The 24,938-nt window shown below is 42.6% G+C and carries 17 protein-coding genes, 1 pseudogene and 1 riboswitch; of the genes and pseudogenes, 8 read left to right on the top strand and 10 right to left on the bottom strand.

The window, feature by feature from the left end:
* Positions 1–636: 636 nt before the first annotated feature.
* The gene (gmhB, locus tag L2748_RS20455) at positions 637–1,191 is read right to left on the bottom strand and encodes a D-glycero-beta-D-manno-heptose 1,7-bisphosphate 7-phosphatase (protein ID WP_220783415.1); all 555 of its coding nucleotides are present in this window, start codon (positions 1,189–1,191) and stop codon (positions 637–639) included.
* 161 nt (positions 1,192–1,352) lie between these two features.
* On the opposite strand from gmhB, the gene L2748_RS20450 reads away from it, so the two are divergent.
* Positions 1,353–2,657 carry an aminopeptidase P N-terminal domain-containing protein gene (locus tag L2748_RS20450; protein ID WP_220783416.1) on the top strand — a complete coding sequence of 435 codons (1,305 nt, stop codon included), beginning with the start codon at positions 1,353–1,355 and terminating at the stop codon, positions 2,655–2,657.
* Between the two features lie 287 nt (positions 2,658–2,944).
* Here L2748_RS20450 and L2748_RS20445 read toward each other — a convergent pair whose 3' ends face one another.
* From L2748_RS20445 to L2748_RS20435, 3 genes are all read right to left on the bottom strand, one after another.
* Positions 2,945–3,487: a DUF3016 domain-containing protein gene (locus tag L2748_RS20445; protein ID WP_220783417.1), complete on the bottom strand. Its 543-nt coding sequence runs from the start codon at positions 3,485–3,487 to the stop codon at positions 2,945–2,947.
* 86 nt (positions 3,488–3,573) lie between these two features.
* Entirely contained in the window at positions 3,574–4,902 is a 1,329-nt protein-coding gene (locus tag L2748_RS20440) for an NAD(P)/FAD-dependent oxidoreductase (protein WP_248957731.1), read from the bottom strand.
* Between the two features lie 100 nt (positions 4,903–5,002).
* On the bottom strand, positions 5,003–6,043 hold the full coding sequence (locus L2748_RS20435) for a proline racemase family protein (RefSeq protein ID WP_220782712.1): 1,041 nt from the start codon (positions 6,041–6,043) through the stop codon (positions 5,003–5,005).
* A 157-nt stretch (positions 6,044–6,200) separates the two neighbouring features.
* Between L2748_RS20435 and dapA the strand changes: the two genes are divergently transcribed.
* From dapA to L2748_RS20420, 3 genes are all read left to right on the top strand, one after another.
* Entirely contained in the window at positions 6,201–7,115 is a 915-nt protein-coding gene (gene dapA / locus L2748_RS20430; RefSeq protein WP_220782711.1) for a 4-hydroxy-tetrahydrodipicolinate synthase, read from the top strand.
* 90 nt (positions 7,116–7,205) lie between these two features.
* Complete coding sequence (locus L2748_RS20425) at positions 7,206–8,207, top strand: 4-hydroxyproline epimerase (RefSeq protein ID WP_220782710.1); 1,002 nt, start codon at positions 7,206–7,208, stop codon at positions 8,205–8,207.
* Positions 8,208–8,247: 40 nt separating this feature from the next.
* A complete protein-coding gene (locus L2748_RS20420) occupies positions 8,248–9,813 on the top strand; it encodes an aldehyde dehydrogenase (NADP(+)) (RefSeq protein ID WP_220782709.1) in 1,566 nt (521 codons plus the stop codon).
* A gap of 500 nt (positions 9,814–10,313) precedes the next feature.
* Here L2748_RS20420 and L2748_RS20415 read toward each other — a convergent pair whose 3' ends face one another.
* Together L2748_RS20415 and L2748_RS20410 are read right to left on the bottom strand one after the other, a co-directional pair.
* Positions 10,314–12,020 (bottom strand): chitinase, encoded by a 1,707-nt coding sequence (locus L2748_RS20415; RefSeq protein ID WP_220782708.1) that lies wholly within the window; start codon positions 12,018–12,020, stop codon positions 10,314–10,316.
* A gap of 198 nt (positions 12,021–12,218) precedes the next feature.
* A complete protein-coding gene (locus L2748_RS20410; RefSeq protein ID WP_220782707.1) occupies positions 12,219–14,804 on the bottom strand; it encodes a glycosyl hydrolase family 18 protein in 2,586 nt (861 codons plus the stop codon).
* A gap of 136 nt (positions 14,805–14,940) precedes the next feature.
* Positions 14,941–15,059: riboswitch (cyclic di-GMP riboswitch) on the bottom strand.
* 459 nt (positions 15,060–15,518) lie between these two features.
* Here L2748_RS20410 and L2748_RS20405 point away from each other — a divergent pair.
* Positions 15,519–16,190: a GntR family transcriptional regulator gene (locus tag L2748_RS20405; protein ID WP_220782706.1), complete on the top strand. Its 672-nt coding sequence runs from the start codon at positions 15,519–15,521 to the stop codon at positions 16,188–16,190.
* Positions 16,191–16,291: 101 nt separating this feature from the next.
* The gene (locus tag L2748_RS20400) at positions 16,292–17,356 is read left to right on the top strand and encodes a ketoacyl-ACP synthase III (RefSeq protein WP_220782705.1); all 1,065 of its coding nucleotides are present in this window, start codon (positions 16,292–16,294) and stop codon (positions 17,354–17,356) included.
* A 405-nt stretch (positions 17,357–17,761) separates the two neighbouring features.
* Here the strand turns inward: L2748_RS20400 and L2748_RS20395 are convergent, their stop codons facing one another.
* The gene (locus L2748_RS20395) at positions 17,762–18,337 is read right to left on the bottom strand and encodes a C40 family peptidase (RefSeq protein ID WP_220782704.1); all 576 of its coding nucleotides are present in this window, start codon (positions 18,335–18,337) and stop codon (positions 17,762–17,764) included.
* Between the two features lie 274 nt (positions 18,338–18,611).
* Between L2748_RS20395 and L2748_RS20390 the strand changes: the two genes are divergently transcribed.
* Complete coding sequence (locus L2748_RS20390) at positions 18,612–19,145, top strand: heme NO-binding domain-containing protein (RefSeq protein ID WP_220782703.1); 534 nt, start codon at positions 18,612–18,614, stop codon at positions 19,143–19,145.
* A 23-nt stretch (positions 19,146–19,168) separates the two neighbouring features.
* Positions 19,169–20,950, top strand: coding sequence for an ATP-binding response regulator (locus tag L2748_RS20385; protein ID WP_220782702.1), 1,782 nt, complete (start codon positions 19,169–19,171; stop codon positions 20,948–20,950).
* Between the two features lie 14 nt (positions 20,951–20,964).
* Here the strand turns inward: L2748_RS20385 and L2748_RS20380 are convergent, their stop codons facing one another.
* The 3 genes and pseudogenes from L2748_RS20380 to L2748_RS20370 all read right to left on the bottom strand — a co-directional run.
* Entirely contained in the window at positions 20,965–21,642 is a 678-nt protein-coding gene (locus tag L2748_RS20380) for an exonuclease domain-containing protein (protein WP_246616245.1), read from the bottom strand.
* Positions 21,643–21,664: 22 nt separating this feature from the next.
* Positions 21,665–23,512, bottom strand: a complete 1,848-nt coding sequence (locus L2748_RS20375; protein ID WP_220782701.1) for a DUF294 nucleotidyltransferase-like domain-containing protein — start codon at positions 23,510–23,512, stop codon at positions 21,665–21,667.
* Between the two features lie 135 nt (positions 23,513–23,647).
* Positions 23,648–24,847 (bottom strand): annotated as a pseudogene (locus L2748_RS20370) (VC_2705 family sodium/solute symporter); the annotation flags it as partial.
* Between the last annotated feature and the right edge of the window lie 91 nt (positions 24,848–24,938).

The following is a 24,938-nucleotide window of genomic DNA, read 5'->3' as shown; positions in this document are numbered from 1 at the left end:
AATTTTTTGATTACTTCGTGAGAAGTAATTTCGAATAACTTAATCTCTGTGAGTGTCCACACAGATTTGCTTGTCATATTGTTAAAGAGCGTACCACTTCTATCAAGGCCCAATCCGTTAGGAGAAGCCTTTCAAAATGGCGCCTTAGACGCTTAGGTCGTTTGGCTAAGGAGGCGTATTCTACACTTCCTAGTGTCGACGTCAAGCGCTTATTTTAAGAAGTTTTTCAAGCGATGATTATTTGTTCACTCTCGTGTAAACAACCATCATTCGAAGCTCTTAAAGCGATTGTCACCTGAGGTTAACTTCCGTAGAAATTAATCTTTCTAACACCGCTGCAAGTCCCGTTCTATCTAAGCTTTCGTTTAGCTAGTTGGCCTGCTGTGCCGTGTCAGTGGATGCGAATTATAGGGATATCTCAGAGTAGCGCAAGGGCCATTTCCAATAAAATTAGCTTTTCCAAATCAAACGAATAGTTATTGCACAACATGTGCTTTTTAACAGCGAAATGGTCTGTTTAACGTAGGAGTCGCTGGTTATATAAGTCCACCCTGTCAATAAGAGCTACATATAGCAAAACAAAAATGCCTCATAACTGAGTTATGAGGCATTACGTTTTACAGCTTAACTTGCACACTAGCTCTGACTAGCTAAATAGCCAGGCACATCGGCAATTGAATATAAAACAACTGTGGCAGCAGCGATAGCATCATCAGTCACTGTCTTGCCGGTTCTAACTAAAATACGAGTTGGTACACCAGCAGCTTCAGCCGCTAACATATCATCGCGTTTGTCACCGACCATTACAGATTGAGATAAATCGATTTTCAAAAATTGCGCTGCTGAGTTAAGCATACCTGGTTTTGGCTTACGGCAATCACAATCAATTTTGTATTCACCAATGCCTTTTTCAGCATGATGCGGACAATAATAGATCCCATCAAGCTCTACACCTTTGTCTACAAAGTTCCAATCCATCCACTCTGTCAGTGAATGGAATTGATCTTCGCTATACATTCCTCGAGCAATTCCAGACTGGTTAGTCACGACAGCAAGCATATAACCCATCTCTTTTAGAGATGCACAGGCATCAAACACACCATCTATATATTCAAAATCATCAACCTGATGTACATAGCCGTGGTCTTGATTAATAACGCCATCTCTGTCTAAAAATACCGCTCGATTCACAATACATTCTCTCTAATATGCAATAGCTATTATTATTTCACTCATTGCAACAAAATGCACCGTGAACTTGCTATAAAACGATGAATATCGTGTAATGGATAAAATATACAACCCTTATAGTCTGAGTTGTAACTGATTTATTTATCGCTAGGAATAATAAGATGTCTAATATCTATCATCAAAGACGCTCTGAACTGCTTGAGCAGTTACCAAATAACAGTTTAGTCATCGTTGCAGGCTATCAGCAGAAAGTACGTAGCAAAAACATCAAATACCATTTTAGACAAGATAATGACTTTCTCTACTTAACAGGGTTCGACGAACCCGATGCTATCGCAATACTGGTTGAGGGCGATGTAAACCAATACCTTTTATTTTGTCGACCTAAAGATCCCGCGCAGGAAGTAAGTTTTGGTGCCCGAGCTGGTATTGAAGGGGCTGTAGCAATTCATGGTGCTGATAAAGGCTATACCGTTGCCGAGTTCGAACAGACCTTAGCGCTACTTCTACAACAGATAAACACACTATATATAAGTGATGAACTTGGAAGATTTTCATCACAACTCATTAGCTGGGTAAACCATCAAAGACATCATTGCTCGTTTGATACGCCTAAGCGCTTCACTTCAATAAAGCCTTTAGCTGAAGTGTTACACAGCAAGCGTGTAGTAAAGTCTAGGGACGAACTCGCTAAAATCCGTTCAGCGGTTTATGCATCTACAGCTGGACATAAGGCTGTTATGCAAGCTTGTAAACCCGGAATTAATGAACGAGAACTCTCATCACTATTTGATTTCACTATCGCCAAACATGGCTGTAACGATGTCGCCTACCCAAGTATTGTCGCCGGTGGTAATAATGCCTGTTGTTTGCACTATGAGGAAAACTGCTGTGAATTAGTTAATGGTCAGATGCTACTCATCGATGCAGGCGGTGAATTTGAGCATTATGCGGCTGACATTACTCGCAGTTACCCGGTAAATGGGCTTTTCTCTGCGGAGCAAAAAGCCATTTATCAATTAGTGCTTAAAGCACTCGATCAAGCTATCGAAAAAGTCTGCCCAGGCACAGCTTGGAACTCACTCTATGAGACTTGCATGCAAGTTATGGCTGAAGGGCTTAAAGAACTCGGCCTTTTAACCGGTTCAATAGAGCAAATCATGGCAAATGAGTCTTACAAACGCTTTACCGTCCATAAGACTGGTCATTGGTTAGGAATGGATGTCCATGATGTAGGCCCTTATCACGACAATGAAGGTAAATGGCGGACATTAGAAGCCAACATGGTATTTACTATTGAGCCAGGGATTTATATTCCTCTCGATGCTCTCGATGTTCCCCAGGCTTATCGTGGTATGGGGATCCGCATTGAGGACGATATTTTAGTCACACACAATGGATATGAAAACCTATCCGTTGATGTACCAAGAAGCATAGAAGAGATCGAAGCGTTTATGGCAAAATAGGATTAATTTAACAAAATCAAGGATGATAAATATGAACACGCTACAAAAGCTAATTATTGGCGAAAGCACGGTAGTAATCGCCTTTCTGCTCTATATTGGTTCATATTGGCATAGTGCTTTGCACTTTATTATTACCATCGTTTTATATAATGCGCTGAAATCAACAAAAACAACTTAGCGTTCAATCGCTAATATAAATAGCTTAACGAAGCTACTCAAATCTAGAGTCAGCTTAATCCAAAAATAAGGGACGTAAATAACGTCCCTTACTCTTCATTCGAAAAAAATTACTCAGAAAGTACTGGTTTAATTGTTTCTTTAAACCAATCCGTTAATAAATCCACCTCGTAGGGAAAAGGATCGTTACCTATAGGCTGAATACCGCTTAGATAGCCAATATCTCGTAGCTTTTCTGAGCCAGTTTTTAAAACCGTATTATTCTCGCTTAATGTATAATCAAAGGTTATTTTTGGCGGATAAATGTCTTCTAATATACGTATATCATGTGGCGTAGCGCCAAAAGTAGGTTGCACATCACCCGCTAAATCCACATTGGTAACAACTAGCTCAAGCTTTTGATTCGGAGATAAGTGTTTATTTGCCACTTTACCTAGCTCTTCGGTTAGTTCACTAAACAGATATTGTTGATACTTACTTTGCACACCTAAGGTCGCTTCAACATCGGTATAATCTGCTGGGTTATTCCAAGCAATAAATACTTGCCCGTCTTCAGTAATAATCGTTTCTGCGGGCAAAGACCCCTGTTGTTTAGCACAGCCGTTAAGCATCATAGCAATACAAATTATGCTTAATGTAGATAAGTATTTCATTTTAGCTCCAAAATAATTCGTTACTTGGCTATTAGTTACTCCATTACTTATAACTCATAACTGCATTTTTGCGAACTTTTTAACAATTATTCAAATCTTTCAATTCTGTAAGGACTCAGGTCAAGATCTGTTCGCACACCTTTTACTTCTTGAGCTAAAAGCTTCGCTGTAATAGCTGACCAAGTAAGACCTAAGTGTTGATGACCGAATGAGAAAAACACGTTCGATTGTTTTTGACTGCGTCCCAATACCGGCAAGCTATCCGGCATAGAAGGTCTAAAACCCATCCAACGTACACCGTCCTCAACAGTTGCATCAGCAAACAACCCTGGCAATAAGGCTTTGCCATGTGGAAATAAACAATTTGCTCGCGCTTCTATTAATGGTGCTTTTAAACCGCCAAACTCAACGGTTCCCGCTAATCGAGTTCCATCAAGCATTGGCGTGATGATGAACTTGCGGTTATAGGACGCAACCGGACGTGATAGGTGGCTTTTTTGCGGCATCATCAAATGATAGCCACGCTCAGTTTCTAAAGGCACTGAATAACCTAATTGCTTAGCAAGTGGCTTAGACCAAGCACCTGATGCAATGACTAAGCGCTCTGTATTGACACAGTTACCTGACAGCATATCTAATTGAATACAAGAAGTCGTTGAGGCTGTATTCACCTTCAATACTTCTTCTGTTACCAACGTACCACCTAACGCCTTAAATTTTTTCTCGAACGCTTGGCATAAACGATAAGGATCAACTGTATGACCTACCTGGGAAAAATACAAACCATGGGTAATGTTATTGGTCAATGATGGCTCTAAAGCTCTTACTTGATCCCCATTAAACAGTTGTACCTCAACCCCTGCATCACGATAGGCAAGAAATTCCTTTTGCACCTCATCAATGGATGTACCTTCAAATACCAATAAACTGCCATTCATTACCAGTAAGTCTTCACAATCACAAAATTTAACCAGAGATTGCATAGCTGCTATTGAACCTTGATTCAACGTCTTAATTGCACGGGAATTTTTAGCTCTACGTGAGGGCAACATATTGAACAAGAAACGCATAAACCAAGGTAAAGCTTTAAAAAAGTATTGTGGCTGAATACGAAAGGGTCCTAAAGGGTCCATCAACATACCAGGCAGCTTAGGCAACATGCTCACATCAGCTAAAGGAAACACTTGCTCTGTGGCAAAATGCCCCGCATTACCTTTAGATGCCCCCGCCCCAGCCCCCTCTTTGTCGATTAATGTGACACTAAATCCTTCGCGTTGTAGCTCTATCGCTGACGCAAGACCAACAATACCGGCACCAATAATAGTGATCTCCCCACGGTACTTTTGCTGGTCAGTGCCCGCGTTATTTTGACTTGATGTCTGCTTAAAAACTTGCCCCTGATTAGCACTGTTCATCTTTTATCCCCCGTACTACTTTTTGTTTTACCTATATACACATGAATTAAATCTATGCAGGAAGACCGCCATTTAGCTGCTTATTTACAGCTAAAGTGTCTTAACGCAAAATAAACCCTTGCTGAAATACATCATCAGGATCAACAAAAAATTGGTGCTGACCTGTGATATAGGAACGACCAGATACCTTAGGGATCACTGCATGTTTACCATGAAATTCAGTCCTTGCTTGAGCAGTAACAATCATGCGTCCATCAACAATGCTCTCAATCATCAAAGGTTGGTTTAAACCAACTTCACCTTTAGCATGTAATAACGCGATACGACCAGAAACTCCGGTGCCTGTTGGTGAACGATCGACTTCGCCATCAGCAAAGATACAAACATGACGAGAATGGGCTTCAGGGTGAGTCACTTTTTTAGAGGTAAACATCGTCCCGTATAAAAAACCTAAGTCCTGCTCTAATGGGTGAACTAAAGAATGTGAGGCTACAATGGCCTGCTTGATACGGCGGCCTAAGTCAATCAACTGCGCAACATTATCAGTTGCGCAACGAATACCATGAGCATCTGCATCCACATAGGCGTAATAAGCGCCGCCAAAACCTATGTCATACGTGACTTCTCCAAAACCTGCCACATTCACAGTGCAATCGAGAGCATCGGCCCACGAGTCGACATTTTCAAAGCTAGCAGTGATTTTTCCTGCCGCATCTCGATCTGCTTGCGCGGTAATAAGCCCTGCGGGGGAATCGATTTTTATCACACGTGGCACATTATCTAATGCGATAGTACCTGTTTCACACATGACTTTAACCAAGGCCAAAATACCGTGACCACACATACTGCTATAGCCTTCATTGTGTAAAAACAACACACCGAAATCTGCAGATTCACTGACAGGATCAGTGATTAGTGCACCATACATATCTGCATGTCCTCTAGGCTCATGCATCAAGATCTTGCGATATTCATCGAGATTCTGTTGCACATATTGGCGCTTTTCTAAAATGGTTGCGCCTTTAATGTCTGGATAACCAGAAACAATAATTCGTAACGGCTCCCCTTCAGTGTGCGCATCTATGGTAGTGAAGCCCTTAAAGTTATCGGTTAATGCTCTATTTATTGTGATCGAGTGCATATTTTTATTGCTCAAAAGTTAATTCTTGGATATTGTATACAATAATTACAGCGGATTTAGTAGCTTTATTTCAAATATCGCTAAGTACGTTTTAGCGATATTTGATGTCAGCAGTCCGTATATAACTCTCCTACATAGCAGTAAATTGAGGCTTAATATGAACGTAAATTGGCAAGGTGTTTTTCCAGCAATCTCGACACAGTTTAACGAAGACGGCTCTATCAACTACGAATCAAATGCTCGTATGTTGGAAGATTTGATCAGAGATGGTATCGACGGGATTATTGCGTTAGGCACAATCGGCGAGAATGCTTCTCTTAGCGCAGGAGAAAAGCGCGAGTTTATCAAGCATACTGTTAACACGGTCAAAGGTCGCATTCTAGTGCTTTCAGGTTGTACAGAGAACACAGCAGAAGCTGCTTCTCTTTATGCCCAAGACGTTGAAAAATTAGGTGTGGACGGTCTAATGCTGCTTCCGGCTATGGTTTATCGTGGCACTGATCGTGAAGTCGTCACTCATTACCAAACCGTCGCTCGTTCAACTAAATTGCCTATTATGATTTATAACAATCCCGTTAGCTATGGGGTGGATATCAACCTTGAAATGACAGCTATTCTTGCCGAAGAAGAAAACATTGTCGCTATCAAGGAGTCAACAACTGATACACGTCGCCTAACTGAACTGCAAAGCCGCTTTGGTGATCGCTTTAATATTCTTTGTGGCGTGGATGATATTGCGCTAGAAAGCTTATTCTTAGGTGCTACAGGTTGGATTTCTGGTCTAACCAACGTGTTCCCACGTGAATCAGTTACGCTATATAAGCTTGCACGCGCAGGCCGAATAGAAGAAGCCCGTGAAATTTATCGCTGGTTTATGCCGTTACTCCGTTTAGACACCATCCCTACATTAGTTCAATGCATCAAATTTGCAGAGCAAATTGTTGGTCGCGGTAGCGAAAATGTACGCCTACCGCGCATGACGCTTATCGGCGAAGAACGTGCTTACGTTGAAAAAGTCATTGCTGACGCACTAGAGACTCGCATCAATCTAGATAAATACAACATAGATTAAACAGTCAATCCCCCTTCCAAGTTAGCCGTTCAATCAACATTAAACGGCTAACTCTTACTAACTAAAACAATAAACCATGGAGTGGATTTAATGCTTAAAGGCACTTTTTTTTGCGTTGACGCCCATACCTGCGGTAATCCTGTCAGGTTGGTGACCAGTGGTCACCCTAACCTGCTTGGCCAAACCATGAGTGAAAAGCGCCAACATTTTCTTCGCGAATATGATTGGGTACGTAAGGCACTGATGTTTGAGCCACGCGGACATGACATGATGTCAGGTGCATTTCTCTACCCCCCTTGCGCTGATAACGCCGACGCATCAATTCTATTTATCGAAACGAGTGGCTGTTTACCTATGTGTGGTCACGGCACGATTGGCACTATCACCGCGGCAATTGAGTCAGGTTTACTTACTGCCAAAATTCCGGGAAAACTCATCATTGATGTTCCCGCAGGTCAAATCAATATCGAATACCAGCAAACCGGTGAAAAAGTAGATTGGGTGAAGATTTACAACGTTGCCGCCTATCTTGCTCATCAAGATAAAATTCTCGATATTCCTGGACTTGGGGTGTTAAAAGTCGATGTCTCCTATGGTGGTAATTACTATGTGATTGTCGATCCACAAGAAAACTTTCCCGGGCTACGCCATTGGAGTGCTGGTGACATCTTAAAGTGGAGCCCTATCGTTAGAAAAGCAGCGCAAGAGAAGCTAAGTTGTGTTCACCCTCACGACCCAACAGTGAGTGGTATTAGTCACGTACTTTGGACCGGCGACACCTTGAGTGACGGCTCTAACGGTGCCAACGCCGTTTTCTATGGCGATAAAGCGATTGACCGCTCACCGTGTGGCACAGGTACCAGCGCACGCATGGCTCAGCTGTACACCAAAGGGTTGCTCAAGGTCGGCGATGAATACACTCACGAAAGTATTATCGGCAGCCAATTTGTCGGCTGTATTGAAGCAGAAACCACTGTAGGCGAACACCAAGCCATTGTGCCAAGTATTAAAGGCTGGGCACGAATTATAGGCAAAAATGCCATAACCGTTGACGATGCCGACCCCTATGCATACGGATTCCAAGTTGTTTAACCAGAAAATTTCTAATGAGCGTTAAAACTCAGGAGCAAACATGACAGATTTAAATAAAGTGATCATCTCTGGCCAACATTTTATCAATGGCGCCTGGAGCAATGAAGCAACAGACTTTAGCAGCACTAATCCAATCAGTAATGAGCCTTTAGCCTACCGTTTTGCCAATGCTAGCAAAACCAATGTTGAGGATGCTGTCGCTGCGGCGAAACAAGCTTTTATGCAGTATCGTAGCTTCGCTCCTGCTCGCCGTGCAGAGTTTCTAGAAGCCATAGCAGACGAAATACAAGCTGACATCGAGGCCATCACCCAAACCGCTCATTTAGAAACTGGTTTACCTATGGCTCGACTGCAAGGTGAAACTGGCCGCACGTGTGGACAATTAAGATTATTTGCGGGCAACCTGAGAAACCCAATCGATACTCGCTATGTAGACTTGGCCAATGCAGAAAGACAACCACTGCCAAAACCAGATACAAGATTAACCACCTTACCTCTGGGTCCAGTTGCCGTGTTTGGCGCATCTAATTTCCCGTTAGCATTTTCAACCGCTGGCGGCGATACTGCATCAGCACTGGCGGCCGGTTGCGCTATTGTTGTAAAAGGTCATCCTGCACATGCAGCAACGAGTGAATTAGTGACCCGTGCAATTGCACGCGCCACAGAAAAATGCGATATGCCAAACGGTGTATTTAACTTGGTGCAAGGCTTCGCACCTGATGTCTCAACTCAACTGGTAACTGCACCTGCAATCAAGGCAGTTGGTTTTACCGGCTCGCTTAAAGTCGGCCGAATTTTATCTGACCTTTGTGCCGCTCGAGCTGAGCCCATTCCCTTCTATGGCGAGTTGGGCTCGACTAACCCGCAGTTCATCTTGGCAAACATCCTCGAAGAGCAGGCCGAAAGCTTAGCAACAACCCAAGTGCAATCGATGTTAATGGGTCACGGCCAATTCTGTACCAGTCCAGGTGTGATCGTTGCCGTAAAGGGCGCAGCGCTAAATCGTTACCAAGCGACACTTGCGCAAGATGTTGCCAGCCAAGGTGCCGCCAATATGTTAACAGCAGGCATTGCCAGCACTTATCAAACGCAAATCGATACACTACTGAGCAATCCAAAAGTTGAACTCATTGCGCAAGGTGAATCATCACCAGCAAACCACTTTACTCGCCCAGTAGCACTGAAAGTCTCTGCCACTGACTTTATTAATTCAGTAGAGGTTCAGCAGGAAGTCTTTGGACCATGCGCAATACTTGTAGAGTGTGATGACAAAGCCCAAATGCAATTAATTGCAGAACAGCTAGAAGGTCAGCTAACCGCGTCAATTCATGGTTTAGACAATGAGTTTGCAGATAATCATGCTCTCATTGAAGCCATAGCGTTCAATGTTGGACGTCTCATTTTCAACCAAATGCCAACCGGTGTCGAAGTATGTCACTCCATGAATCATGGTGGTCCATACCCTGCAAGTACCGATAGCCGAACAACTTCTGTAGGTTCTGCAGCAATGGCGAGATTTGAACGACCAATATGCTATCAAAACATGCCAAAGTCATTGTTGCCCCTGCGAGTGAACGAAGGGGAAGCAGGCGTTATCACCTTCTAAATCAGAAAAGCAGTTAATCGTTAATCGGGGATAATTGACGGGCTCAATTATCCCCGTTGAAATGCTAGTTATCATCGTTTTGTATAATGAGTGTTTTTTCATATTGAGTTTAATCTGTATCAAATAATCACAATCCAACTTATCCGAAATGTAAAATTCGGCTTAACGGTAAATGAAGGAGTAAGCTGATTCAAAACCACATTCGAAGACGTCAGCACAAACAAATTCATTGCTTTATATAGTAGAGATAAACCACGAAATGCCCACTGCCTTTGCTACACCAAGAGCACGAAGCAAAGCCTAAAATGACTTTTCTTCGTGCCCCGTGAAGTCGATTCTTATCTTCAAAATTAAATCTTTTTCAAGAACCAGCTTCAGCTAACGGCATTACGGTATTACGGCTTTACGGCTTTACGGCTTTACGGCTTTACGGCTTTACGGCTTTACGGCTTTACGGCTTTACGGCTTAGTGGTGCATGTAAATGCTATTGCAGCAAGTCTTACTTTGGCGACAACAAAACCCAGGCGTCTTGCCAGGCTACACCCACTCCAGGTTCATAAGCCCAGGCAGCTCCAGCACACCAAGCAGTATATGGGAAAGGCTTACATTGATAAGTCTCTCCAGCATTGCTCACTCGCTCACCTGCACTGTAAGCATAACCTGCCTGATAAGGCCCTTCACCATCTGGAGGCGTGCCTCCAATTCCTTTAACTAACAATTGGTGACTCACACTTGCATTTAAGCCAGCATCATCAATCACTTCAAGTGAAACGGATATCGTTTCACTTGAAATGAACGTTGGCAGAATAATATCAATCGATACCGCATCTACGACGGTCGTGCTTGCCCCGGCAGGTAAACGCCATAAGTAACGAAGTGGTAACCCTTCAGGATCGCTTGATTTAGCTGCAGACAAAGAAACAAGCGCCCCACTATCTCCCACTGTTACACCTTCAATGTGCGCTGTAGGAACTTGGTTAACTGGATCCGTTGGTGTTCCCGTATCATCAATCACAATCTCGGGAAAAAAATACTTAAGACAGCGAGCATAATCACCAGGCTTAAATGCACTGTAGCTTGTCTGATAGCCCACCAACTTACAGGCATAACTTTTCCCACCATTAGGATTGCCTGCTATATAGGACCAATCTTGCTCCCAATAGATCAACATTGCTCCCGCCCCTTGATTATCAAAAGGTCTCATATTCTTACAGCCTAATACCTCAGTATTTTCAACAGGAACACCTAAATACTGTGCATGAGCTTGATAATAGGCTATCCGGTTTAACGATTGCGGTTTCTCACTGCCTGCACCGCACTCGATGCCGCCGTTAATAATATGAGTTGTTATGCCAAACCCTGCTGATAGTCCCTGCTGCATATCCCTTGTATTAGGCTGCCAAGTCCCATCAATAACATGCAACATTGACGGTTTCGGTGGTTGAGGATAGGTAAAGAAAAATACCGCACTAGCCAAATTTAACCAAGTATCAGCAACCATCTCAGGACGGTTCAACAATGTCGTCACAGTGCCAAACATCGCATCTGAAAATGGGCCGTAGTTATAATTGTAGGAAAGTTGCTTAGCCCCGCGACCAAAATAGCTTTTGTAACTGCCATCGCCAAACGTACCACAGGGCCAAACTTGACCTTGCCAAGTCTCTGGGCTGCACTCCATATTGTAGCCATCTCGTTTGCTCTCATCCCAGCCAACTTCACGAACCCAATGAAGGCCTTGTCGCCACTCTGGTTCTGTCATCCACTTGTCATGAGCCCCTGTCTCTTGGGCAAAATGAGCAAACATGGTTGCTAATGATTGACGACAGATGGCTTCAGCATCTCTATTATCAGCGTAGTCGCCACATAATGCAGGAAACTTAGCCGCTGCCTGCAGCAATCCTTGATAAGTATATTCCGCAGCGCGTACAGGGAATAGAAACTCAAATTGCGCCTCACTCAATACTGATTCGAGACGTTTCACATTATTAGGGTTATTCTGATGTAACGGAGTTATGCTATCAACAATGTTATTATCTCTAGTCGCAATAGATGACTTTACAGCTACCATCAGCGGAAAGTCAGTCAATGCGGCCTCTTTGGCGTCGATCTCTGCTTGAGTTAAATTTACGGGCTCAATTGCCTGTACTGACAATGAAATACTGACTAACGATGCCATTATAAGCATGGTTAAAGACTTTTTATTCATAGAAATATCTCTCACCAAATAGACCAGACCCGATTTGACATTCGTAAATTTACATTAGTGGCACACTCTTAAGTGCGATCTATTCAGTCGTTTTAAATTTGGAGAAATGAGGGAGGATAAGCTCCCTCTCATGAAAACACTATTCTTGTAAACAGTGAAAACTAAGGCTTACCAATTGCAGTTTCAATTCATGAAAACTTAATTGCCACCTAGCTTCCTCCAAACAGAGGCGACACCAGGCTCTTCACCTTTTGTCCACCACTTAGCCTGCCACGTGCTACCATTATGTGTTGTTTGTTCACCACCGTTATAAGCAACATCGGCATTCCAGCCCATTTCAATGTCACTTTGTAAAGCCCAAGGCTCTGCAGTCACTGTAGGTTCATTGCCTTTAGTCCAATATTTTGCTTTCCAGACTAAACAGTTATGGCTTACGGTCTCACCGCCATTGTAGGTTGCTGTATTATCCCAAGAAGGATGATTAGCCGAATCAGGGTCACTTAAATCGCACCCCCCCGTTGAGGATGCTTTAACGGTTAATACGGTTTGAGCCGACGCATCAAACGCACCATCTGTCACTAATACACTTAAGTTATAGTGCGTATTTTCTGTTACGGTAGGCGCAGTAACTAGAAGCGTCTGACTAGACTGTCCTGTCGCCATTAGCCCAGCAGGTACTGTCCAGCTATAGCTTAAACTATCGCCATCGGCATCGCTGGCAGTGGCAGTGATACTAACTTGTTGGCCAGAATCGACGCTAACCGTCGCGTCAAGTGAAACTTTTGGCGGCCGATTAGCTTGCTCTGGCATGTTAGTGACCGATGTGCTAGCCATAGCAGACAACCCTTCAGGATCTGTTACCGTCAACGAGAAACCATAAACGACTTCGGCACTGGTAGCATCTAGTCTGATTTGAGCTTGAGCTATACCTGCATTCACAATTGTCACAGCGGGTCCAGAAGTTTGTTCCCATGCATAAGTCAGCAACTCTCCCTCCGGATCCCGAGATAAACCGCCATCGAGTACTACATCACTTGGTCCGGTCACATTCTGAGCTGACCCCGCGTTGGCAACAGGCGCTTTATTTGCTGGAGGGGTACTCCCCTCTCCATGCCCTAGTCCTTCATGCATGGCATTAAGGATGTCGCCATTATCTGCATCAATCTCCCATGCAAACAGACCACCGAGCTGATTGGCTATAACATATTGGCCTTTAGCGATAACTGATCGTGCATTATCAAAGGTGATCAGATCACCGGTTGATGGTTTAAAAACATATGGCGCCTCAGCCACTCCATCATATTCATACTGCCACTCACCTGACATGTACTCATTCACTATTTGACGATAGTCGACCACACCATCTTCCCAAGTGCCTTTGACTTTACCCGTTGCTGTACCCGTAAATGGATTTCCACCTTGATATCCACTCACTCCAGTCCAGCCTCGGCCATACATAGCAGCACCTATGACAATTTTATCGGGCGTCACACCTTGCGCTAACAAGGCGTTCACACCAATTTGAGTGGTATTCTTGGTTTCAGGCTTCCAACTAGCAGCATAAAGCGCAGTCTGGTGATTTAAGTCAGTATTTGACCACCCACCATAGAAGTCGTAACTCATTAAAAATATGTTGTCCATGTATTGTTGCGCATCTTGGTAATCCACCATGGCTATCTTATCAGCGCCGGCACTAATGGCTGAAGTTAGCTCATAGGTTTTACCGGTTTCAGCGCTGAGTTGATCAAGCATTGCGCGCAGGTCTTTCATCAGGAGCACATAGGTGGCACCATCAGTCTGCGGATTACCTAAGTTAGGGTTCGCGCCATTACCGCCGGGGAACTCCCAATCAATATCAACCCCGTCAAAGAACTTCCAAGTCTGTAAAAACTCTTTTACCGATGCAACGAAACGAGCACGCTTGACGTCATCATCGAGAAAATAGAAAGGATCAGAAAGTGTCCAGCCCCCCACAGATGGTAGGATCTTTAAATCAGGCTGGGCTTGCTTAAGTGCCATCAACTGACCAAAGTTACCTTTATAAGGATCGGAATGCTCACTAACGCCGTTTTGTGGCATCTGCACTGCAGCCCATGGATCATGAATAGCCACTTTAAAATCTTCACGCCCGCTGCAAGCTCGCTGCAATGCCTGGAAGCTACCTTCAATCTCTTTTAAGCTATCATTAATCCCATCACCACCACAAATGGGGGTAAAACCGTAAAGGATATGAGTCAAGTTTTTGCTTGGCATCTTATCAACTGGAAACTTACGACCATAAACGCCCCACTCGACAAAATAACTCCCTACGACTTTGCCAGTCTTATTCGCATACGGCTTATTGTTCTCACCAAATTGAGTATCTAGCGGTAATAAATGGCTACCGTCAGTATCAGCAACGAGAATCTCTTTGCTGTCACTTAAAGTACAATCTCCGGCATTACATAGTGCCACTTGCATCTGGTACCTACCACCTTGGCTGATATTGAATGTAGCAGTACCAGAGGTTGTTGACGCCCCGGACCAGACCTCAACACCGTCAAGTAATACCTTGGCTGTGTCACCAAGTTCACCGCTCCATAGGTTCCAAGTTACCGAGACTTCAGCGGCATCTTTAATTGTTACCAGTTGGTTATAAGCTGTGGCAGCTTGGTTGACTTCGATGATAGAAAACTTAGTTTCGCCCCAGCCGATAGTAGGCTTACCTGGCGTTGTAGCGTAAGAAAGTGTCGAAATCGTGCTTGCAACGACAAGCGCCGACAGAGAGAGTTTAGTGTTAATCATAGAGTGTCCTTATTGCTTTTATTTTAGAAAATAATCAATAAGGCAAGCAAAGTGTGAACAGGAGAAAACCCGCTCTTAATACCATGAGCACATAAGACATGAACCTTTCGGTCAAGCACCACACGAAGAAACTTCCTGTAACATCCCCGCTATCATAGGAACAATACAGTTTTGAGGAGCTGAACCTCTCAAAACAATTCCCTTAGACCGGAAGCTTTGCGTCCCAACCTTTCAGTTAGTTTGCCTTTATACATCTGTAAGTTACTGCACAGTGATGACAGCGCTGTCACCACCAATCATTAGGATAAACTTAATTAAGTAAAGTATGCAACATAATAATCCATAAACAACCAACATTATGATTATTAACACCTTAAAATAGTTGTTTATAGTATAACCCGCCAAAATAACCGTATAACGGGTTGTTTACTCGATATTAAGACGCGATCATACCAGCCATAAGAATTCGGCGAGTTCAGCAGTACTTAGCAAAATGAGTCCACCAATCTCATGTCTAAACCAATGACTATTGACGCAATATTCAGCGTTCAAAAAACAGACAAAAACCTAAGACTCTAAATAAATCAATCTGTCGACATCAATTTGCTACCAACGAATGAAAACTAAAGCAACTGTTACCCTTCCATTGTTTTGACATAAGCGGTACCCTAGGGAAGATAGAAGTGTATAAATAACAAAAAAATATCGGGAAATATGAGCAAAACAACACCAATCGTCCATAAAACTCGCACACAAATTGTGGTTGAAGTGCTTAGAGAAAAGATCCTTTCCGGTGAAATAGCCGCAGGTCAACCTTTACGCCAGAGTGCTTTAGCAGACGAATTAAATGTTAGCCGAATCCCAGTAAGGGAAGCATTGGTGCAACTTGAAGCGGAAGGCTTAGTTAAGTTTGAAGCCCATAAAGGTGCAACTGCAACACTACTGTCAGTTGAACATGTCACCGAATTATTTGATTTACGAGCATTGATTGAAGGTGATTTACTAGCTAAGGCTATCCCCAACCTGACAGAAGAAGATCTCACTCAAGCAGAAAGCTTACTCCAAGATATGGAAGCCGCTTTCCAAGACGAGGAACAGGTTGAAAATTGGAGCGGATTAAATTCACAGTTCCATACTTGTCTATACAGCCCAGCAAATCGACCGCATACACTTGAAGTTGTTCAAGGTTTAAATACAAGTTGTGATCGTTATATTCGCTTACAGCTATTTTTAGCCAGCGGAGTGCCTAAAGCGCAGCAAGATCACCGTGAACTGCTGGAATATTGTAAAAATAAAGAGATTGAAAAAGCTGTGGCACTTTTACGCGCCCATATCCTACATGCAGCTGAAGCAATCCGCATATTAGTGAGCCAACAAGACGACTAGCTCAGTGTTTGACTAGCATAAATTCTACTAAGCTTAACTTATTACAGATCCCGTAAGGCAGAGCTCAGGTTCTGCCTTTTAAATTTATAGAGAATACCTAAATGCAGTACGCCACTATTACGGGTTGGGGAAAGTGTGTTCCGCCAGCCACGTTAACAAATCATGATTTAGCCACATTTATTGAAACTTCTGATGAGTGGATTAAGCCACGCACAGGGATCAGTCAGCGTCATATTAGCCATGTAGATACCTCTGAGTTAGCTTCTGTTGCAGCTAAAAGAGCCCTAGCCGCAGCGGGTATTGATGGCAGCGAACTGGATATGATTATTCTAGCAACCGCTACACCAGATACGCTAATTCCAAACATTGCATCAACGGTACAAGCCAACGTTGGTGCGACATGTGCAGCATTTGATATCAATGCAGCATGTAGCGGTTTTTTATATGGTTTAGGCTTAGGCAGCTCACAAATCAAAAGTGGTCAGTGCAAAAAAGTACTGGTTATTGGTGCAGAACGTCTTTCATTCTTCTTAGATTGGTCACGCCGAGACACAGCTGTTTTATTCGGTGACGGTGCAGGTGCTGTTGTACTTGAAGCAACTGAAGAAGCTATTGGTGTATTAGGCTATGAGCTAAATAACGACCCAGATGGCCGCGATATTCTGAAAGCAGGCTTTGGTACTGCGATGGACCGTTTTGAAGCATCTTCATTAGATTTTTATATCGAATTTAATGGTCAAGAGATCTTTAAACGTGCGATTGCTGGCATGGGTAAGTTAAGCACTAAAGTCATTGAAAAGTGCGGTATCGATAAAGAAGAAATCGACTGGGTTATCCCACATCAGGCTAACGAGCGAATTATTGATACGCTAATTAGTCGCATGAAGATCCCGAAAGAAAAAGCAGTGGTTAACATCGCTAACTACGGTAATACTTCAGCGGCAACCATCCCTATTGCAATTTGTGATGCGCTTGAGCAAGGAAAAATTCAGCCAAACCAAACGATCTTATCGTGTGCATTTGGTGCTGGCCTAACATCTGCTGCTGCATTAATTAAATGGGGTGACCGCGTTACACCGATTAACACTAGCGATGCAGAATTGCCGCCATGTGATAAAACCGGTATTGAACTGGTAGCCAAAGCAGTAAAACATTTCTGCGGCTAGTAAATTGATAACGACTCAGCTCTTAAAAGCACCAATTTAATTGGTGCTTTTTTATGCCTTGCTTATACCAATCAGTATAAACATTTAGCCACTCAGCGAGAGTTTAGCGGTTTTGAGGCAAGGTCATTAAGTGCTCCTGCTTTAATGACATTCGCTGCATCCATACAGCTCGCAACGAATGAAGAGCATAGTTGAACTAGGTTCAAGTTCCCTCTTTGCTTATTAAGAGTCACAGCATCAGAATCGCTAAAACTCGCCATTCTGGAACGTTTTTGGCTGCCTACTTCTGCGTTGAATATCTTTATAAGGGAATAACCATTATTACAGCTATTCGCCTTGAATTAGTTTGCCAAAAATCGTTCTGAGCTGATCAAATTCTTATACTGATTGGTATTACTGTAAATGCTAGCACAATTCATCCCAATAAACGGCTTCACCAAAATAGCTGCCGATTTTATTATTTAGCTGACCAAAACTTTGTACAGTACAGTCTTCACCACTGATACAACGCCATACAAAACGATGACAATTATTATCAAATAAGTCGTAGTCTCGGTAGCTGAAGATTGCTTGTTGCGCCTGATAAAATGCCTTTGCCGCGATTAATGGCTGATGATTATGATTGCAAGCTTGATAAATACGGCTACCACTGCGCCCTGCTAAAAAACGCTCCGCGGATACAGCCCTAACAAGTCCACTGCCGTGAAGCTCCACCAAGGTATTGTCGCCAATCCAAATACCAGTATGCTCAATCACTCCAAAAACAAAGCAACATACGATGCCACCAGCTTCAGGTTTCACTCGCCTATCACCTGTTTGCCATAAACTTGGAGCAAGCTCTGCGGACTGACCATCAACATGCTTTTTTGTCGCTTTTCCCAATTGACGTTTTAGCGCAACCTCCTTTTGCTTTTCTTTCTCTTCAATCACAATCGCAGCACCAATCGCAGCAGCGCCTAACCAGATAAGCGGTAATGCCATATGTCCTCCTCCAATGAAACTATCGCTACACTAAAATAATCAACAATATAATCTGCATCCTTGCACTCAATCATTAACATATAGAAGATGTAGTCTGGGTTGAATAGTAAAAATGTAAGCAAAGTTCTAGCAATGACAGATTCTAAAGTCAGCCATTAAGGTTATACACAAGAAATATGAGCAGAAAAAACAATCATAATAATTTAGCTAACACATTGAATAATTGCTATTAATACACTACTTTAAATAGTGGTAAGTAGATAAGGAGTGAGACATGAAAGGGATTATTTTTGCGGAGTTTTTAGAGCTTGTTGAAGACACTTTTGGCTTAGAAACTTGCCAAAAAATGCTTGATGAAAACCAAAATGATGGTGTCTATACCAGCGTTGGCACCTACGATCATAAAGACCTCGTCAAATTGATTGTGACCTTAAGTAAACTCACTGGAGTATCAGCAGAAGACTTACAACAGGTCTACGGTAAGTCAATCTTCAAAACGCTTTATAACAGCATGCCAGGGCTCGAAGGCAAAGCAGACTCAACCTTTTCTTTTATTAATAGCGTTGAAGAATACATCCATATTGAAGTTAAAAAACTATATTCTAACGCCAACCCTCCTACGTTTAAATTTGTCAGCGCCAACGAAACGCAGCTTATCATGGATTACGTTTCCGCTCGTTGTATGTCTCATGTTTGTCTGGGTCTTATTCAAGGCTGTGCAGACCATTTTAATGAGACCATAGATATAAAGATGGATCCAATTTCAGAGGATCACTCTGAGGTTCGTTTTACGATCAAAACTGTTTAGCCATACAAGATTGAGTAATATTTATGCCTAACCAAGATATCAATCAATTGACAGAAAAGGTCAACTTACTCACACGAAAGATTGAGCGCGAAAAAGCCGCTAAAAAAGCGGCGGAAAAGCTGCTCGAAGAAAAAAGTCGTGAGCTTTATATTGCCAAGCAACTTGTGGAGGACTCTTTAATTAATATTAAAGAGAAATCAGAACAGGATATCGCCCTACTACAGTTTAAAACCTATCTTGAGTCTATCTTACTAGATTATAACCAGTTATTTTTACAAAAGCCTATTTCAAATATTTTGCTGCAACGCCTATTGGATGATCTTATTGGCGTAGATGAAGTTAAAGCCAGTAAAATTCGATTTAAATCTCTGGATAATAGTGGCAAATTTAGATCTTTTTATGCTGGCGATAAATCCCTGATAAAAAGCGACAGCAGCATCTCATCGCCCCTTTTTTGGAGTAATGAACACCGCCAAATAAAAATTATCATTAACTCTGAAGATGTGATTCTGGGCAGCTTAACCTTAGTCATTGACTCCCCAATATCTTGGCAGCATACCATTGAAAAACAATTACTTTTGTTTTGCGATATGATTAGCGCAGCCCATAACCGCCAAGAGCTACTTGCTCGCACAATTGAAGAGAAACAACGGGCAGAAAGCTCAGAGCAATCAACCCGTGATTTCGTCGCAATGATAAACCATGAGCTTAGAACGCCACTAAATGGCTTACTTGGTTCTGCAGAGTTGATGAGTGACACTGAACTTTCATCACATCAACAGCAGCTATTAAGCACCATGCATCAATCAGGTGAGTTACTGCGGGTAATCATCAATGATTTGCTTGATTTAAGTAAAATGAGTGCAGGCATGCTGCAAATTATAGAGATTGATTTCTCCCCAAGAAAGCTCTGCAATATGATCTATGACATTTTCAAGCTACGTACCGAAGAATTTGGGCTTGAGTTTATTTTTAACTATCAAGAAAACATTCCTAAAAGGCTAATGGGCGATCCTGACCGTATAAAACAATTACTCGTTAACCTTATTGGTAATTCAATTAAATTTACAGAAGCTGGCAAGATTAGTGTTGATATCGAATGGAAGAATAACCAATTTTGTTTTTCTGTTGCCGACACGGGCTGCGGTATTCCCCAAGATAAACTCGACACCTTATTTGACCCATTCACCCAGGTAAATAATTCAAGTAACCGTGCTTTCGAAGGCACAGGCTTAGGCCTTGCTATCTGCAAACACTTGATTGATGAAATGCACGGCGAAATGAGCTTAGTGTCTGAGTTAGGCTCCGGTACTCAGTTCGACATTAGCCTGCCACTGAAACAAGTTAACAACCTAAAAGTGCAAGTTGATATTGCTGATGCTAATTTTCCTATCGACAAGTTATCAGTGCTTGTCGTTGAAGACAGCACTGTCAATCAAGTACTGATAGAGATGATTCTCGCTAAATTTAAAATTAAACCGTCCATTGCAAACAATGGACTAGAGGCCATTGAATACTTGGACAAAAATCAGGTTGACATTGTTTTTATGGATTGCAGAATGCCGGTTATAGATGGTTTCGAAGCAACCCAAAAACTTCGTGATAGCGGCTATAAAAAGCCCATTATCGCCTTGACCGCGAGTACGACATCAACAGAGACTGAGCAATGTTATAGCTGTGGAATGGATGAGATAGTCAATAAGCCATATCAGAAAGATGACATCAGAAACGCATTAATGAAGTGGGGAAGAATCATCGAGCTTAATGAGTCAAGCCAAAACTCTAACCTCAGCATGCCTCAGTAAGCGTTGAAATGCACTTAGTTTAAGAGCTCACTTAGCGTTAGCTGATCATCCCCTGCAATATGTGCAATTTGAGCAAGTAATAACTCACCACACGCTAACGCATCAACGGTTGCATTATGGGCCGCGTATACGGGTAGACCGTAACGTCTGCGGCATGCGTCAAGTCTTAACGTCCCCTCTTTTAATACGTCATGCTGCCGTAGTAAGCGTTTTCTTTCTAATGCCATGGTGTCGATTGCCATAAACTGTATAGCATGTCCGTATGTGCGGTGACTCAAGACTTTCAAAAAACTGAGATCGAGTGGCGCATGATGCGCTACAAGTAGATGTCCTTTAGTTTGCGTTAAAAACCACTCAATGGCTTCTTCCGGGCTAACCGCTTGGGCTAACTGACCATCAACTATGCCGTGGATTGTCGCGCTATCACCAACACTGCCATCAATACTGACCAAAATTTCTTTAGCCGCTGCGACCTCAAGCAAACCATTGCAAATAGGGATAAGACCAATACTTAGAATTTGATCTGATTGACTGTTTAATCCAGTCATTTCCAGATCCACTACCATTAATGGCACCTGCAATAACGGCTTGCTAACCTGCTCGGCTAAAGCGCGATAATAATCACAAATTATGTCATTTTTACATAGCAAAGCTTTAATTTGTAATCGAGACTTAAAATACAGATTCTTCAATATCTTTCTCTTTATTCGTTATCTAATAACTACGCATCATTTTAAGCTTTAATCCAACCTGACCATCATGAACCACTTTAAAAGCATCTCTTAATTGATGCCTGACTAACGATGATAACTCCTGAGGCATTAAGTAGTTGGAAATAGGTAACGATTGAGTATATTGCAGCCCTTGGTTAGACAACCGCATATGTGCGATAAACTCATGGGCATCGGCTAAGTTAAGTGCATCTTTGCGATTAAGTATGTTTTGCTCCATTAAAGCTCGTATACGTTTAGCCGTATTAACCTCTTTAATCCCTGCAGATAAAGCATAAACTCGGGCAATATCATTAATTAATGCATTACCTTTGTGTTTTAGGTCGATACCTTTCACTTCAGTGCCATCACGTTCCAACACAAACTTTCTAAAAAAGCCAAGGGGCGGCGCACTCGTTAAGGCGTTTCCGGTAAAGGCTGCCAAGAAAATATCGTTGCCTTTGGTCTGACTCAGCACCGAATCTTGCAAACTATCAAAGAGTGACTGTGGTCCATAAACACTGCGCATATCAAAGAAAATACTCGCGTGCATAAGCGCCTTGGGCTCCGGGGTACGCACCCAATTATCAAACACTTGCTGCCATTTATCTAATGACATTCGCCATTTTGGGTTCTGCGCCATAATGTCGCCTGGGCAATACACATAGCCACATTCATCCAACCCTTTACACACTGCGTGGGATAATGCGTCAAAGTAACCTTTTGCGGCTTCGTCTGGCTCATGGGCTAACAACAAACCGTTATCTTGATCTGAACATGCAGCTTGGTCTTGCCGCCCTTGAGAACCAAATGCTAACCAGCAAAAAGCCATCGGTGGCTTACCGAGAATTTGCTGATTCAATACAATCAAACGTCTTGTTAGTGCATCGGTAACTGAGGTTAAGACTCTACCGATTTCTTCCGCTCTCGCATCTGCACTAATTAAGTTCTGCAGTAATAAAGGGATCTGCTTACTGACTTGGATAAGACTTTGTAGATTTTGCTGACGCTCGATCTCACCTATAAGCAATAAAGGCTGTGAACTTTGGCCTCTAAGTATATCCGTACTTGTGACGACTCCCGCTGCAATACCATTATCAACAACAGGTAGATGATTAATGCTATGCTCACTCATTAATAACATCGCCTCAAATACCAAAGAGTTCGACTCAATCGATACTGGACTTGGTGTCATAGCTTGATGCACGGGTAAACGGCCATCTAAGTTTTCAGCCAAAACACGATTACGTAAATCTCGATCGGTTAATATGCCAACAAGCTTATGATTATCTAACACCAACACCGAAGATACTCGTGCACTGCGCATCAGCCGACATGCTTTAGCGACGCTGGACTTCATATCGATAATAAGCGGGTCGCTTGACATTAATGTCGTCACTCGACTCGTAGTGGTTAAATCTTTTGCTTTGAACCGCCCTTGGTGGCGTAACCTTTTAGCGAAGGCTTTATTAAAAAACCGATCGAACTCTCGACTTTCTCGCCTTAAAAAATCAAAGATTTCTGGCGGTAAATGGTAAACAAGACCGTCTTCTAAAATGGCAACTCGTGTACTGGCCTCTTCACCAGACAATAGTGATGGAAAGCCGAAGTAATCGCCCTCACCTAATCTATCGAGTAATTCGCCACTTTTATCACGGACTTCAAATGCGCCACTTCGTACAATATAGAGCTGAGGATTATCAGGATCGAGAGGCACAAAACCAGACGCTTTACTATAATAGCCTATTGTTAGAGCGTGGCAGCATCGGGGCAATGTCTGTTCATCTAAAGAGTCAAACGGTACTCTGCCTTGAAAAAACTGCACAATAGGCTGTATCTCGCTAGCATCCATGGTCTAGTCCTCAGTTAACTATTTAATTAAAACTATACCTTGCTTATGCCACTTAGCTCTATTCGACTAAAGCACAGTCAGCCAAACGTAAAAAAGAGCGCCTAAGCGCTCTTTTTATCATGTTACCCAATTACCCTAGTGTTCATGTGCACTACCTGAGCCTTTAGGGAAACGAATTGACTCAACCATTTCAACCACATCGTCTGGTACTGCAGTAGTCACTTTGCTTACACCAAATGCAACAGCGAAGTTAATTAGCATACCAAACAAACCAATACCTTCAGGAGACACTCCAAATAACCAGTTATCGGCAGTGTTCGCTGCTGGGTTAACAAACTTAAAGTAAACAATATATGAAGCTGTAAACAACAAGCCAATTACCATGCCTGAAATCGCGCCCTCTTTATTCATGGTTTTCGAGAAAATACCCATGATAATTGCTGGGAACAACGATGACGCGGCTAAACCAAAAGCAATTGCAACAACGGCTGCCACAAATCCTGGAGGGTTAATACCAAAATAACCTGCCATAACAATCCCGGCTGCTGCCGCAATACGCGCATACATCAACTCTTTTTTGTCAGAGATATCAGGCATAAAGTTTTTCTTCAGCAAATCATGAGACACTGAGGTTGAAATAACTAGTAGCAAGCCCGCTGAAGTTGATAACGCAGCGGCAAGACCACCTGCAGCAACAAGCGCAATAACCCAAGCTGGTAAATTAGCAATTTCAGGGGTAGCAAGTACGATAATATCTCGGTCAATCTTCATTTCGCTTTCTGGACCATTAGCGTAATAAATTTTACCGTCTTCGTTCTTATCATCCCACTTGATTAGACCTGTTTTTTCCCAGTTCTTAATCCACTCAGGTGCTGTTTCATAAGCTACACCCTTTGCTTCTGGACCATTAATGGTTTCAATCATATTGACTCGAGAAAAAGCGGCTAGAGCAGGAATCGTCGTAAACATGATAGCAATAAACACTAGTGTCCAACCCGCAGAAACACGTGCATCTTTTACTTTAGGAACAGTGAAGAAACGCACAATAACATGCGGCAGACCCGCAGTACCAAACATCAACGCACCAGTGATAAAGAATATATCAATCGTACTTTTAGAACCTTCGGTATACTGAGCAAAGCCTAAATCTTTAGATAAGCCATCGAGTTTATCAAGCAAAAACTCACCAGTACCATTACCTGCAGCATCGACTAATTCAGCACCGAAGCCAATTTGCGGTAAAATGTGCCCCGTCATCATCACAGAGATAAAAATAGCTGGCACCATAAAAGCAAAAATAAGCACACAGTATTGTGCAACTTGAGTATAGGTAATACTGTAGTGGCATAGTGAATTTGGACACCAAGATGTAAGGGGTATAATCCCCATCTAAACACAAGGTGAACAAATGACCCGTAAATCAAAA

This window comes from Shewanella sairae, assembly GCF_023283535.1.
Lineage (GTDB): Bacteria > Pseudomonadota > Gammaproteobacteria > Enterobacterales > Shewanellaceae > Shewanella > Shewanella sairae.
This window is presented reverse-complemented; position numbering and strand designations above follow the sequence as displayed.